The 13,010-nt window shown below is 66.3% G+C and carries 11 protein-coding genes; 3 read left to right on the top strand and 8 right to left on the bottom strand.

Annotation, left to right across the window (positions count from 1 at the left end; genetic code table 11):
* Window positions 1-4 precede the first annotated feature (4 nt).
* From GVL12_RS15775 to GVL12_RS15750, 6 genes are all read right to left on the bottom strand, one after another.
* Complete coding sequence (locus GVL12_RS15775) at window positions 5-2,653, bottom strand: TonB-dependent siderophore receptor (protein ID WP_159915702.1); 2,649 nt, start codon at window positions 2,651-2,653, stop codon at window positions 5-7.
* A gap of 116 nt (window positions 2,654-2,769) precedes the next feature.
* Window positions 2,770-3,762: a FecR domain-containing protein gene (locus tag GVL12_RS15770; RefSeq protein ID WP_159915700.1), complete on the bottom strand. Its 993-nt coding sequence runs from the start codon at window positions 3,760-3,762 to the stop codon at window positions 2,770-2,772.
* Complete coding sequence (locus GVL12_RS15765; RefSeq protein ID WP_159915698.1) at window positions 3,759-4,268, bottom strand: sigma-70 family RNA polymerase sigma factor; 510 nt, start codon at window positions 4,266-4,268, stop codon at window positions 3,759-3,761. Before GVL12_RS15765 ends, GVL12_RS15770 begins: the two co-directional genes overlap by 4 nt.
* A 235-nt stretch (window positions 4,269-4,503) precedes the next feature.
* Window positions 4,504-5,478 (bottom strand): tripartite tricarboxylate transporter substrate binding protein, encoded by a 975-nt coding sequence (locus tag GVL12_RS15760; RefSeq protein ID WP_200843801.1) that lies wholly within the window; start codon window positions 5,476-5,478, stop codon window positions 4,504-4,506.
* 38 nt (window positions 5,479-5,516) lie between these two features.
* On the bottom strand, window positions 5,517-6,518 hold the full coding sequence (locus tag GVL12_RS15755; protein WP_159915694.1) for a hydroxymethylglutaryl-CoA lyase: 1,002 nt from the start codon (window positions 6,516-6,518) through the stop codon (window positions 5,517-5,519).
* The gene (locus GVL12_RS15750) at window positions 6,515-7,738 is read right to left on the bottom strand and encodes a CaiB/BaiF CoA-transferase family protein (protein ID WP_159915692.1); all 1,224 of its coding nucleotides are present in this window, start codon (window positions 7,736-7,738) and stop codon (window positions 6,515-6,517) included. The genes GVL12_RS15755 and GVL12_RS15750 overlap by 4 nt, the downstream gene beginning before the upstream one ends.
* Before the next feature lie 198 nt (window positions 7,739-7,936).
* On the opposite strand from GVL12_RS15750, the gene GVL12_RS15745 reads away from it, so the two are divergent.
* The gene (locus GVL12_RS15745; protein WP_159915690.1) at window positions 7,937-8,821 is read left to right on the top strand and encodes a LysR family transcriptional regulator; all 885 of its coding nucleotides are present in this window, start codon (window positions 7,937-7,939) and stop codon (window positions 8,819-8,821) included.
* A 111-nt stretch (window positions 8,822-8,932) separates the two neighbouring features.
* Here GVL12_RS15745 and GVL12_RS15740 read toward each other — a convergent pair whose 3' ends face one another.
* The gene (locus tag GVL12_RS15740; RefSeq protein ID WP_159915688.1) at window positions 8,933-9,706 is read right to left on the bottom strand and encodes a sulfite exporter TauE/SafE family protein; all 774 of its coding nucleotides are present in this window, start codon (window positions 9,704-9,706) and stop codon (window positions 8,933-8,935) included.
* A gap of 97 nt (window positions 9,707-9,803) precedes the next feature.
* Here GVL12_RS15740 and GVL12_RS15735 point away from each other — a divergent pair, with 97 nt between their 5' ends.
* Complete coding sequence (locus tag GVL12_RS15735; protein ID WP_159915686.1) at window positions 9,804-10,718, top strand: LysR substrate-binding domain-containing protein; 915 nt, start codon at window positions 9,804-9,806, stop codon at window positions 10,716-10,718.
* Window positions 10,719-10,922: 204 nt separating this feature from the next.
* Here the strand turns inward: GVL12_RS15735 and GVL12_RS15730 are convergent, their stop codons facing one another.
* Complete coding sequence (locus GVL12_RS15730; RefSeq protein WP_159915684.1) at window positions 10,923-11,927, bottom strand: hypothetical protein; 1,005 nt, start codon at window positions 11,925-11,927, stop codon at window positions 10,923-10,925.
* Between the two features lie 252 nt (window positions 11,928-12,179).
* On the opposite strand from GVL12_RS15730, the gene GVL12_RS15725 reads away from it, so the two are divergent.
* Window positions 12,180-12,794 (top strand): hemerythrin domain-containing protein, encoded by a 615-nt coding sequence (locus GVL12_RS15725; RefSeq protein WP_200843800.1) that lies wholly within the window; start codon window positions 12,180-12,182, stop codon window positions 12,792-12,794.
* Window positions 12,795-13,010: the final 216 nt, after the last annotated feature.

The following is a 13,010-nucleotide window of genomic DNA, read 5'->3' as shown; positions in this document are numbered from 1 at the left end:
CCTGTCAGAACTTGCCGCGCAGCGTCACCATCACGTTGCGCGGCTCGCCGTAGTAATTGCCCGATGCGGAGCTGCCCACGGTGCGGTAGTACGTCTTGTCAAACAGATTGTTGACGTTCAGCGTCATGGTCCACTTCGGATCGATGCGGTACTCGACCATGGCATTCCAGACCGCATAGCCGGACTGGCTGTAGTTGAAGGGAATGGCGGGGCCGTTGTAGAGACCGGTCTGCGTGTTCAGGCTGGCCGCCGTGCCCTTGACGTACTGCGTGCTCTGAATGGTGGCGCCGCCGCCTATCTTCCACTGCGAAGCTGCATCCGGCAGTTGCCAGGTGCTCCAGAGTTTGACCGAATGCCTGGGCGTGATGGTGCTGAACGCGGCGTTGACGGTCTTGTCCTGGTTGTTGTTGTAGGTGTAGCCCGCATAGACATTCACGCCGCGTGCGATTTCGCCATTGACCTCCACGTCCAGACCTTGGCTGATGACCTTGCCTGACCCCAGGTAGCAGCAGCTGCCCGCGTAGAGAATGGTCTGGAATTCGTAGCGTGGGTCGCGAATTGCCTTGCCTTCCTGCACGATGCGGTAAAGCGCAAGGGCGGTGTTGAGCTTGCCGTTGAGCAGTTCGCCCTTGAGCCCCAGTTCCGCGTTGGAGCCGCGCATGGGGGCCAGGCCCGTTCCCGGTTTCGGGCCGGCCTTCAGATTGGCCTGGGGCTTGTAGATTTCGGCGTAGCTCGCATAGGCCGACCATTCATGGTTGATGTCGTAGATCAGGCCGGCAAACGGCGTGACTTTCGTCGGTTCGCTGTAGCTGGTGGCCGAGGCCAGGCTCCAGGGGGCGGAGTAGTCGAAGTCGTCGTTGGCATCGACGCGTTCGCGGTAGACCTGGTCGTACTTGAAGCGGTTGACGCGCGCGCCCACGATCAGCTTGGTGTTGTCGGCAACTTCCATGCGCAAGGTGCCGTAGGCACCGACCTGCTTTTGCCTGTTGGGGTTGTAGTCGCGCACCCAGTTGGGCATGTCCGGACGCTCCCACAAGCCGGGATTGGGGGAGAAGATGTCGATGGGCAGCCCCGGCGGATTGACCGAATAGACCGAGCCCAGCCACTGGCTGGTCATGTCCTGGGTGTCTGCGCCGAACAAGGCCTCGTGGGTGCGTCCGAACAGGTCGAAGGCGCCGCTGATGTTCACGTCCAGCATGGTTTGCTGGTTCGAGCTGGTCGAGGGCGTGCCTATCCACGTGTGGCCTTGCAAGGTGGTCGGGTCCACCGCACCGAATCCCAGTGCGCCGATTCCCGTGGAATTTTGCCGGGCGTGGGTGGCGTTGGCCCGCAGTGTCCAGCGGTCGGCCAGCCGCCAGGTGAGTTTGCCGAAGACTTCCCTGGAGGTGCTGTCGAAATGCGCCCAGTCGGTGGTCAGGCCGGTATTGCGCGGCAAGCCCAGGTCGGCGCCATTGCTGTAGCGCGGCACCGAGGTGTTGGAGCCGCGTTCCTTGGTCTGCTCTTCCCGGGCACCGACGGCCAACACCGCATGCGGGCCCAGATCGGCTTCGAGCACGCCATAGAGCAGCGGCTTTTGTGTGGCGCGGCGGTCGGTGAAGTAGTTGCGGTCCACGTAGGCGGCAACCACCCGGCCGCGCAACTTTCCGTCAAAGGCCAGCGGGCCGGAGGCGTCCAGCTCCGTGCGGTAGTTGTTCCATCGGCCGGCCGACAGCTGCACATTGAGCTGGGGCGTGGAGGTGGGCATCTTGCGCACCAGGTTGACGGCGCCGCCGGGGTTGCCGGTGCCGTTGACCAGCCCGGCCGCACCGCGCATCAGTTCCACTCGGTCGTACTCGGCCAGGTCGAACACGATGCCGCTGTAAAAGCCCAGGCCCACGAACATCGGTGCCCCGCCATCGAGCTGCACGCTGTCGATCTCGAAGCCGCGCGAATAGATGGCCGACAGCCGGCTGTTGGTGTCCTGGACGGTGATGCCCACCGCCTGCGCGGCGGCCTCGTCCAGGCTGGTGAGTTTCTGGTCGTCCAGGCGCTGGCGCGTGACGACCGACACCGACTGGGGCAGTTCGCGCAGGGCCTGCGCCGTCTTGCCGATGGTGATGGCCTCGGTGGTGTACGAGTCGGTGCCTTCTGTTTCTCCGTCGCGCTTTCCGGTGACACGCACTTCGCGCAGCGTGTAGTTGCCGGCGGTCTCGGCGGCTGCCGTGTTGGCCGGTGCCTGGGCTGCCTTGCGCAGCGTGTAGCCGCCGCCTTCGCGGGGTACGGCTTGCAGGCCGCTGCCCGCCAGCAACTGGCTGAACCCGCTGCTCAAGGTGTGGCTGCCTCGCAGGCCCGCGGTGGTGTGGCCGTCCGTGAGGGCGGGGTCGAACGACAAGGTGATGCCTGCGGCTGCCGCGAAACGCAGCAGCGCGGCGCTGAGGGGGCCGGGCGGAATTTCCTGCGCAATCGTGCGCGCAGCGCTTGCGGGATCTTGCGTCGCAGGTGCCTGCTGCGCCATGGCAGCGCCGGCCGCGGCAAGTGCCAGTCCCAGGCACAGACCCCGGGTCGCCAGCGCCGCGGCGCTCAATTGCAGCGGCGCTGCGCAGTTCGGCAGGCGGCGGTCAAAAAAATCAAGCGCACGCGCAGGGCGCGTGCGGGGAGTACGTTCGAATGCCATGGATTTCCTCTGTTGTCGTTGCCGCACTCACAGCACGGCTCCATGGTCTGCCCGACGAGATGCAAAAAGGGGACACGGTTTACGGACTTTTTTTGCGCTGTGTCTTGTGGCCGTTGCTATGCCGGCACCACGGTGACCCAGAACCGGGTGCGCAGCACCACCTGCACCGGCAGCGTGGTGGCCAGCATGGTCAAGGCGTAGTCCGTGTCGCGCAGCTGGAACATGCCGGAGATGCGCAACTGCGCCACTTCGGGAGCGCAGCGGATCACGCCGGCCCGGTAACGCGCCAGCTCGGCGCAGAAGTCGTCCAGGCGCATGCCGTCGGCATGCAGGACGCCCTGGGTCCAGCCCTGTGCGGCGATGTCCACGGGCTGCGGCGCCTGCGCGCCCTCTGCGCTCAGCACCGTCTGCCGACCCGCGGGCAGTACCAGCGCCGGGCGGCTCGCACCCCATGGCGTGACTTCCACCGCACCCTCGATGACCGCCACATGAATGGGGCCGGGCTGGTGCGCATCGCCGTCCTGGCGCACGCTGAAACGCGTGCCCAGCGCCCGCAGCTGGCCCTGCGCGGTGTGCACGGTAAACGGCCGCTGCAGCGCAGGGGCAGATTGCGTGTCAGCTGCGGTGGTGGCCAGAATGGCGCCCTGGCGCAGCTGTACCTTGCGCTGATGGCTGTCGAACGTGATGTTGATGGCGCTGGCGGTGTCGAGCAGGATGGTGCTGCCGTCGGCCAAGGTGACCTCGCGGCGCTCGCCCACGGCGGTGCTGTAGTCTGCGGTCCAGACCTGCCAGGGTGCATGGCGCCAGCCCAGCCACGCCGTTGGCGCGGCCGTTGCCAGCAGCGCCAGCGTTCGCAGGGCCGCACGCCGGTTGGTGCGCTGGGTCTGCGGCCTGCCCAGTACCGGCACGCCGATGGCGGAGGGCACGGCGCCGAACTTCGCCGCCATGCGCTCGGCGCGTTGCCAGGCGTGCTCGTGCGCCGGGTGCTGGCTGCGCCAATGGGCGCAGGCCGCATGGTCCTGCGGCCCGGCTTCGCCCGAATGCAGGCGCACCAGCCACTGGGCGGCCTGGCGCAACACGCTGCGGTCGATGGAGGGTGTCGTGTTCATTCGACGAGAGCCAGGCAATGTTCGAAGCCCTGCGCCATGTAGCGCTTGACCGTGCGCTCGCTGATGCCGAGTTGGCCGGCAATCTGGGTGTAGGTGAGGCCTTCGAGCTGCGACAGCAGGAATGCCTCGCGTGCCTTGGGGGCCAGGCCATCGAGCATGGCGTCGATTTCGTCCAGCGTCTGCAGCAGTTCCAGCCGTTCCTCGGGCGACAGCGCCAGTGCCTCGGGGATCAGGGCCAAGGCTTCCAGGTACGCACGCTCCAGGGCCTGGCGGCGCCAGTGCTCGCTCACCACGCCCTTTGCCAGCGTGGTCAGGTAGGCCCGGGGTTCACGCAGCGTGGGCAGCACCTGCGGGCGCAGCAGCACCCGCAGGTAGGTGTCATGCGCCAGGTCGGCGGCGCTGTGGCTGCAGCCCAGCCGCCGACGCAGCCACGCCTGCAGCCAGCCATGGTGCTCGGCATACAGCGTCTGCACCGAATGGTGGGGGCTTGGGTTGGCGGAAGGCATGGCGTCGGGCCGGGTGGATGCAAGAAGAGGCAGGGCAGGTGTCGGCCCGGCAACATATTGCTGCAGTTGCGAATGAATCGCATTCTATAGCGAGTGCTGTTGCCGTTTGCTTCTGCTGCCCCGTTCTTCTCCGGTGCCATGCCTTGCCTGCCTTATCCATCCTCCGGTCTGGCATGCCCGGCCTGCGGCATGCGCGCGCCTCGCCGTCTGCCGGTGCTTGGGCGGTATGCCGCTATCACTCGGCCTGGATATTGGCTTCCTTGACCACCTTGGCCCACATGTCCCAATCGTGCTTGACCATGGCCCCCAGCGCCTTGCTGTCCTTGAAGTCGGCGGTCGCGCCCTGGTCCAGCGCCTTCTTCTGAAACGCGGGATCCCCCAGCATGTTGCGCACATCGGCTTCGAGCTTGCGCACAATGTCATTGGGCGTCTTGGCAGGCGCGAACAGCGCGAACCACGAGGTCGCGTTGACGCCCGGCAGGCCCGTTTCGGCCGTGGTCGGTACCTTGGCCAGGCTGGGCAGTCGCTCCTTGCCGGTCACGGCCAGCACCTTGAGCTTGCCCGACTGGATATGGGCCATGAACGGCGGCGCCGTGCCGAAAGTCAGGTCCACCTGGCCGCCCAGCAAGTCCTGCAATGCCGGGCCCGTGCCCTTGTACGGCACGTGCACCATGCGGATTCCCGCGGCTTGCTCGAGCTGCACGCCGGTCACATGCTGCAGCGAGCCATTGCCCGAAGATGCGTAGTTGAGTTTTGCCGGATTGGCCTTGGCATAGGCCACGAGCTCCTGCATGGTGTTCACGGGCAGATCGCTGCGTACCACGACGATCTGCGGTGCGGACAGCACGTTGGCCACGGGTACGAAGTCGGCCAGTTCCCAGGCGCTCTTGCCCAGGTGGGGCGAGATCACATGAAAGCCCGAGTACTGCATCAGCAGGTTATAGCCGTCGGCTTCGGCGCGCTTGGCCTGGGCCGCAGCGATATTGCCGTTGCCGCCGCCCTTGTTCTCGACGACGATCGATTGCCCCAGCACCGGGCCCAGGGCCTGGGCCGTCATGCGCGCGGCCAGGTCGGTCGTGCCGCCGGCGGCGGCCGGCACCACCATGTTGATGGGCTTGCTGGGGTAGTCGGAGCGCGCTGCCGCGGGGCCGGCGAAAGCGAGAGCCAGGCCGGTTGCGAGTGCGAACTGGCCGAATTGTTTACGGGTCATTGCCATTGGGAGTCTCCTGGGTTTTTGTAATGCGGGCTTCAAAGCCCTGGTTCCGCGGCCTGCAGCCGCTCCTGCGCGCGTGCGCGAACTTCTTGCAGCGATGCGGGAGCGGGGTGCAACTGGTGTACCGGTCCCGCTTTCACGATCGCACTTGGAATATCGTGGCCGATCTGCGCCGGCAAGGCAGCCGCCACCTGCGTCAGTGCCGCCAGATCCACGCCGGTGTCATAGCCCATGAGCTGCAGCGCGTGCACCAGTTCCTCGGTGCAGGCATTGCCGCTTGCGCCGGGCGCGTAGGGGCAGCCGCCCATGCCGCCCACCGACGCATCGAAGCGGTCCGCGCCAGCGTCTATGGCCGCAAGCACATTGGCCAGCGCCATGGCGCGCGTGTCGTGGAAATGCAGGGTCAACGTGGTCCGCGGCCAGCGGGTCTTGAACGCGGTCACCAGCGCATGCACCTGCGCCGGATGGGCCATGCCCGTGGTGTCGCACAAGGTGATGCCCTGCACGCCCAGATCGATGAAGCGCTGCGCCCAGTCGAGCACGACCTGCTCAGGCACATCGCCTTCCATGGGGCAGCCGAAGCTGCACGACAGCGAGACATTGACGGCCACCTGGCCCTGTTGTGCAACCGCAATCACTTCCTGCAAGCCGGCAAACGACTGCACTCGCAGCATGCGCAGGTTGCCGAGGTTATGCGTTTCGCTGACCGACATCACCAGGTTCAGCTCGTCCGCGCCCGCGCCCATGGCACGCTCGGCACCCTTGACGTTGGGCACCAGGCAGGTCATCACGGTGCCCGGTGGGCGCGCTATGCCGCGCAGCACCTGCTCGGCATCCGCGAGCGCGGGAATGGCCTTGGGCGAGACGAAGGCCGTCACTTCCACCTTGGCCATGCCGGCTGCCGACAGCGCGTCGACCATGGCGATCTTCTGCGCCGTGGGCACAAACACTTTTTCCATTTGCAGGCCATCGCGCGGGCCCACTTCCTGGATGTAGATGCGCCGGCCCGCGCCGTGCCAGACCTTGGGGGCGCTCACTGGATCACTCCCTGTTCGCGCAGCGCGGCAATCTGCGCGGGGCCCAGGCCCATGCCGGCGAGCACCGCGTCGGTGTCGTCACCGAGCCTGGGCGCGCTGGAGCGCACCGTGCCCGGCGTCGCCGACAGCTTGGGCACGATGCCGGGCACTTCGACGCTGTAGCCATCGCGCGTTTGCTGCTGCAGGATCATGTCGCGCGCACGGTAGTGGGGGTCTTCGCAAATGTCTTTCGCGGTGTAGACGCGGCCCGCGGGCACGCGCGCCGCGCCCAGTTGCTCGAGCACTTCGTTGATGCTGCGGGCCTGCGTCCACGCGGCAATCGCGGCATCGATTTCCTGCACGCGCGCCACGCGGCCGGCGTTGCTCGCGAAGTCAGGCGCATTGGCCAGGTCTTCACGCCCTATGGTCTGCATCAGGCGCTTGAAGATGCTGTCGCCATTGCCCGCGACCAGCACCCAGCCGTCGGCGCAGGGGTAGGCGTTCGACGGCGCAATGCCCGGCAAGGCGCTGCCCGCGGCTTCGCGCACCGCGCCAAACGCGCTGTATTCGGGCACCAGGCTTTCCATGACGTTGAACACCGCTTCGTGCAGCGCGACATCGATCACCTGGCCCTTGCCGCCATGGGCCTTGCGGTGATAGAGCGCCGTGAGCACGCCGATGGTGCCGTGCAGCGCCGCGAGCGTGTCGCCAATCGACACGCCCACGCGCACCGGCACGCGTCCGGGCTCGCCCGTGAGATGGCGCAGCCCGCCCATGGCCTCGCCTACGACGCCAAAGCCGGGCAGATCGCGGTAGGGGCCGGTCTGGCCGTAGCCGGAGATGCGCAGGATGATCAGACCGGGGTTGATCGCATGCAGCTCCTCGGGCGACATGCCCCAGCCTTCGAGCGTGCCGGGCCGGAAGTTCTCGATCAGCACGTCGGCTTCCTTGAGCAGCTGGCGCGCCAGGTCCTGGCCCTGGGGCTTGCGCAGATCGAGCGCCACCGATTTCTTGTTGCGCGACTGCACCTGCCACCATACCGAAGTGCCGTCCTTGATCATGCGCCAGTTGCGCAAGGGGTCGCCCATGCCGGGCGCTTCGATCTTGATGACATCGGCGCCGAATTCACCCAGGGTCTTGCCCGCAAAAGGGCCGGCGATGAGTTGCCCCATCTCGATCACGCGTACGCCCGTGAGTGCGCCAGCGTCCAGGGCCGGCATGTGTTCCAGAGTTTCCTGCATTCGTTTGTTCTCTCTTTGCCGCTCAGATATCGCAGCGTGATGCCGGCCATGATGCAAAAGAGTGGGCGTGGCGTAAAACGCTTTTTTGCGTCCATGCCATCGCGTTTTGGCATGGCCAAGTAAAAAATCAGTATTTACCCTTGGAAAAGTTGTTGAAGATTACGTAGCCTTGCCGTTTTGGCAAAGCAAAATGCGGGCATGCGATTGGACCCCCTCTCTTTGCGCCTGTTCGTTGCCGTCATGGAAGAGCAGGCGATCGCGCGCGCCGCGCTGCGTGAAAACATCGCCACTTCCGCCGCCAGCCGCCGCCTTGCCGAGCTCGAGGTCCAGCTCAAGGTGCAATTGTTCGAGCGCAGCAACCGCGGCATTGCGCCCACGCCGGCGGCCTACACCTTGCTGGGCCTGGCGCGCAGCGTGCTCGGCGAAATCGACGGCATTGCGCGGCAAATGCGCGAGTACGGCAGCGGCATGCGCGGCCATGTGCGCATGGTGGCCAACATCTCGGCGATCACGCAGTTCCTGCCGGCGCAGTTGCAGGGCTTCATGACGCAGCACCCCGAGGTGCAGGTGCATCTGCAGGAAAAAATCAGCAGCGAGATTGCACTGGCTGTCGCGCAGAACACGGCCGACTTCGGCATCCTGAATGCCGGCCGCTATGGGGGGGATCTGTCCTACCTGCCTTACCGCCAGGACGAGCTGATCCTGATTGCCCCGCATGGCCACCCGCTCACGCAGCTGGACCAGGTGGAGATGCAGCAGGCGCTCGCCTATGACTTTGTGGGTGCGCACCCCGGCAGCGCGATCAACGCCATGCTGACGCGCAGCGCCGCCCAGCTGGAAATGCCGTTGCGCCTGCGCATCCAGGTGACCAGTTACGACGCCATGTGCCTGATGGTCGCCGCCGGCCTGGGCGTGGGCGTGCTGCCGCGCCAGAGCGCGGCCTTGTATGCGGGCACGCTGGCCATCACCGCTGTGCGTTTGAACGAGCCGTGGGCACAGCGCCAGTTGGTGCTGTGCATGCGCTCGTTGGAAGCCTTGCCACCGGTTGCGCGTGCATTGGTCGAGCATCTGGTGCGGCCCTGACTTCGATGGGGCCCCTGCTGGGTATTTCGGCGCAACGTGACCACCCGTTTCGGCATCGTGACCACCCACTGATCTGAGTGGTATGCGGCCGGCCACTGGGCCCCATGCGCCTCAAAGCGCCAGCATCTCCTTGGCCACCATATGCATGCCCAGCACGATCAGGCTGGCCAGAAAGATTTTCCTGAACAGAACGGGAGAAAGCCTGTGGCGCAAATACTGCCCCGCCGCCATGCCCGCGAGCGCGGGCAGCAGCAACAATGCCGAGGCTCCCAGGCTGGCGCTGGAATACTGCGCGTTGAAGTAAAGCCCTGCCGCGAGTGCCGCGGTGGAGACCGTGAACGAAATGCCCATGGCCTGTATCAACCCATCGCGCTGCAGACCCAGGGCCTGCAGATAGGGCACGGCGGGAATCACGAACACGCCCGTGGCCGCGGTCACGAGGCCCGTCGCTGCGCCGATCAGCGGGCCCAGCCATGGTTCGCTCGATGGGCGAACGCACAGCCGCGCGCCCATGAGGCCCCAGGCCGCGTAGCCGATCAGCGCCACGCCCAGGCAGGCCGTGGCCCAGGCGCCCGCGGGCGCGCCGAGTGCCCAGGCACCGGCCAGCGTTCCCAGGCACACGCCGACTTGCATGGGCGCCAGGCGCCGCAGCAGGGGCACTAGCGCCGACCAGGGCCTGATCTGCCAGACATTGGTGACCAGCGATGGCACGATCAGCAGGGCCGCGGCCTGGGCGGGCGTCATCAGCAGCGCGAGCAGCGCCATGGCGATGGTGGGCAGCCCCAGGCCGACCACGCCCTTGACGAGGCCGGCGAGCACGAATACCAGCGTGACCAGCAGCGGCCCGACGGCATCGGAAAGAGCAAGGGATGGGGGCAAAGTCATGCCGCGATTCTGGGGACGACCGGGGCGGTGCGAAATGCGGAACTTGCGTAGCCAGCCTCAGGCGTTTCCTGAGCCTGGCTGTGGTACCTTGGCGCCCATGCGCCTTGACCTGACCGATCTGCGGCTGTTCCTGAACGTCCACGAGGCGGGGACGATCACGGGCGGCGCCGGGCGCAGCCATATGACGCTGGCTTCGGCGAGCGAGCGCATCCGCGGCATGGAAGATGCGCTGGGCGTGGCGCTGCTGCTGCGCGCGCGCCGCGGCGTGCAGGTCACGCCTGCGGGGCGCACGCTGGTGCACCATGCGCGCCTCGTGCTGCAGCAGATGGACCGCCTGCAGGGCGAACTCGCCGAATATGGTGGGGGGCTCAAGGGCCATGTGCGCCTGCTGTGCAATACCTCGGCGTTGAGCGAGCATCTGCCGCAGGTGCTGGGCAGTTTTCTCGCCCGGCATCCAGGCATCAGCGTTGATCTCGAGGAGCGGCCCAGCGGCGAGATTGTCGATGCGCTGCGCAACGCGGTCTGCGACATCGGCATGGTTTCCGACTCGGTGGACCTTGCCGGTCTGGAAACGTTCGCTTTCCGCGCCGACCCGCTGGTGCTGGTCGTGCCGCGCGCGCATGCGCTGGCACAACGCACGGCCATCGGTTTGTCCGAAGTCGTGGATATGGCGTTTGTCGGCCTGGTCGACGGCAGCGCGCTGCAGGCGCATATCACGCAGCATGCGCGCCGGCTGGGCAAGCGGCTGAGCTATCGCATACGGCTGCGCAGCTTCGAGTCCGTGTGCCGCATGGTGGGCGAGGGCATTGGCGTGGGCATTGTTCCGCAAGCGGTGGCGGCGCGCAGTGCGCGCGCGGCGAAGGTCAAGCGCATTGCCTTGACGGATGCCTGGGCCGCGAGAAATCTGGTGCTGTGCGTGCGCGATCTCGAGGCGCTGCCGGCCCCGGCGCAGCAACTGGTGCAGCACCTGCTGGCTGCGGCGCAGCGCACTCCACGGGCCAGGCCACGTTGATGTCACGATAGCCGGCGGTACTTGCGCACGAAGAAAAGCCCGCACGAGGCGGGCTTGGGTGGATCAGGCGCGTGTCAGGTGAGCAGCGCAATCAGGATGATGATGGGAATGGGAATGCCCAGCAGGAGCAGGAGAATGGAGCGCATAAGGTAGTCCTTCAAGTGGGTGGGCCAGCCGTCTTCGGCCGGTGGTGGGCAAAACAGTTCAGTAGGCGTCGCGTTGGCGGCCACCCCAGGTCGCGCTCAGGCTTGCGACGAAGGCACCGACCAGCAGCGCAACGAACAGCCACAGCAGCGAGTGCGCCGCCGCCTTGCGGGCGGTCTCGGCGGCTTGCTTGGCACTGTCTTCGGCTTCCTGGAGCTTGGCCTTGGCCTGTTCGATCTGCTGCTTTGTCTGCTCGAAGGACTTCTGCACGCGCTCCTGGGCCTGGGCCTGGGTCAGGCCCGTGCGTTCGGCGATCAGTTGCGCGACGTAGCGGGCATCCTCCTCAGGCAGTGTGCCGGTTTGCAGTGCGTGGGCGTAGATGCCCGTCACTTCCTTGGCCACATCGGCGGGCGAGCGCTGGCCTTGCGGCGCGGCGGCCGTCGAAGCATCTGCCGCCTCGGCAGGGCGGAACAGGCTGTCGACCCAATAGCCGAAGCGGTTGGCAGAAGCGCCCTGGCTGCCGTTGCTGCCTTCGGACGCTTCGGCCGCGCCGACTGCTAGCGCTGCCTGGCCCATGGCACTCACGCCGCCGCCGACAACCGTCGCGGCGCTCGATGCGACGGCGCCCGCGGCCTTGGCGGTACCGGAAATCGCGCTGCCCGCGACCGAGCCCATCAGGGCGACCATCATCAGTGTCGCGAGCGACCAGGCCAGGAAGCCATGGGCGGTGTCGCGAAAATAGACTTCGTCGACCTGCACGCCAAGCCAGCGCGTGCGCAGGCGGCCCGCAATGTAGCCGCCGACGCCTGCGGACGCGAGCTGGGTGAACGCAAACCAGGCGACTGCCGTCCAGCCAAAGGTTTCACCTTCGACGCCGCGGCCCGACCAGACAGAGATCGACGAAAGACCCAGGCCTATGCCGAGAATGAAGAGCAAAAGGGACAGGGCAGCCGCCGCGAGCGCGCCCGCGAAGATTGCGGCCCAGGAAACTCCAGCCCCCTCAATGGCCCGGGGGAGGGCGGAAGGCGCATTGGGATCGGACTGGGCGTATGTGGATGCCGTCATGGAGAGCCTTCCTGGAAGTTGCAAAGTCCCATTCTTGGTGCAGTGTTCTTGTATCGTGTGTAAGAAAAAGGGAGCAAACGACGCTCATCCAGGCTTCTTTCGCTGAAGGATTTCCTGCCCCTGCTTTGTGGGCGAGGATCAGGCTGGAGGATGAGGGCGCAATGCGCCTTTGGCTTACACGGCGTTGTGCGGCTTTGCCCAATGGTGAGGGTGGATGAACAAATACCAGCCACCCACCACTTGAGGCCCGCGATGAACAGAACCGCCAGCGAGGTAAAGACCACCAGGACGATTGCGCCCATGCAGGCCAGGCGCGCTGCGATCGCCAAGGCCAAGGCGATCGCCGTGAACGTGCCCGCGAATATCGGCAGCACGCCGGCAACGCGTTTTCGCGGCGACGCCGACATCTTCGGGCGGCTTGTCGAAGACCATGACCACCACCGCGCGCTGCTCGCCATGCTCAGTGCCACGCATGGCCATTCACCGGAGCGCGAGCGCCTGTTCGTCGAGCTGGTCAAGGAAATCAAGGGCCATGCGGCGGCCGAGGAGCAGGCCTTGTGGTCCAGCGTCATGCGCAACCCCGAGACCACCGAAGACGCGCGCCACGCGGTCGGCGAGCACAAGGAGATGGACAAGATGATGGCCGATCTGGCTGCGCGCGACATGGCTTCGCCAGGCTGGCTGCGGCGTTTCGCCAAGCTGCGCGACGAATACCTGCACCATATCCGCGAGGAAGAGCAGGAACAGTTCGTCGCGGCGCAAAAGCACCTGTCCGGCAGCGACATCCGCTACATGCGCCAGGTGTTCAATCGCCGCAAGAAGCAAGAGAAGGCGGGCGCCACGATCGAGAAGAAACTGAGCCGATAAGGCACCGGCTGCTCCCACGGTGGGAGCGCCTGTCTGGCCTGGCGCCCCCCTGTGCTGACCGCCAGCGCAGGGTCTGTTTTCCTGGCCCGCCGGACATCCTGTGCAGGGCCTTGCCCCTGTCACCCCTGTTCAGCCGCCGTCGCGTGACCCCTGTCGAGGTCAGCGCGAAGGCGGTTTTTTTCGTCTGTCGGAAACCCGATGTTCTTGGGTGTTTAC

The organism is Pantoea sp. 18069 (assembly GCF_902706035.1).
GTDB lineage: Bacteria > Pseudomonadota > Gammaproteobacteria > Burkholderiales > Burkholderiaceae_C > Comamonas.
The sequence above is the reverse complement of the archived record's forward strand: the minus strand, read 5'-3'. Positions and strand labels throughout refer to the sequence as shown.

What these genes read in the sequence shown, in the direction of transcription:
- GVL12_RS15775 (WP_159915702.1), bottom strand. Translation starts at nt 2,653, where the DNA reads ATGGCATTCGAACGTACTCCCCGCACGCGCCCTGCGCGTGCGCTTGAT.
- GVL12_RS15770 (WP_159915700.1), bottom strand. Translation starts at nt 3,762, where the DNA reads ATGAACACGACACCCTCCATCGACCGCAGCGTGTTGCGCCAGGCCGCC.
- GVL12_RS15765 (WP_159915698.1), bottom strand. Translation starts at nt 4,268, where the DNA reads ATGCCTTCCGCCAACCCAAGCCCCCACCATTCGGTGCAGACGCTGTAT.
- GVL12_RS15760 (WP_200843801.1), bottom strand. Translation starts at nt 5,478, where the DNA reads ATGACCCGTAAACAATTCGGCCAGTTCGCACTCGCAACCGGCCTGGCT.
- GVL12_RS15750 (WP_159915692.1), bottom strand. Translation starts at nt 7,738, where the DNA reads ATGCAGGAAACTCTGGAACACATGCCGGCCCTGGACGCTGGCGCACTC.
- GVL12_RS15745 (WP_159915690.1), top strand. Translation starts at nt 7,937, where the DNA reads ATGCGATTGGACCCCCTCTCTTTGCGCCTGTTCGTTGCCGTCATGGAA.
- GVL12_RS15740 (WP_159915688.1), bottom strand. Translation starts at nt 9,706, where the DNA reads ATGACTTTGCCCCCATCCCTTGCTCTTTCCGATGCCGTCGGGCCGCTG.
- GVL12_RS15735 (WP_159915686.1), top strand. Translation starts at nt 9,804, where the DNA reads ATGCGCCTTGACCTGACCGATCTGCGGCTGTTCCTGAACGTCCACGAG.
- GVL12_RS15730 (WP_159915684.1), bottom strand. Translation starts at nt 11,927, where the DNA reads ATGACGGCATCCACATACGCCCAGTCCGATCCCAATGCGCCTTCCGCC.
- GVL12_RS15725 (WP_200843800.1), top strand. Translation starts at nt 12,180, where the DNA reads ATGAACAGAACCGCCAGCGAGGTAAAGACCACCAGGACGATTGCGCCC.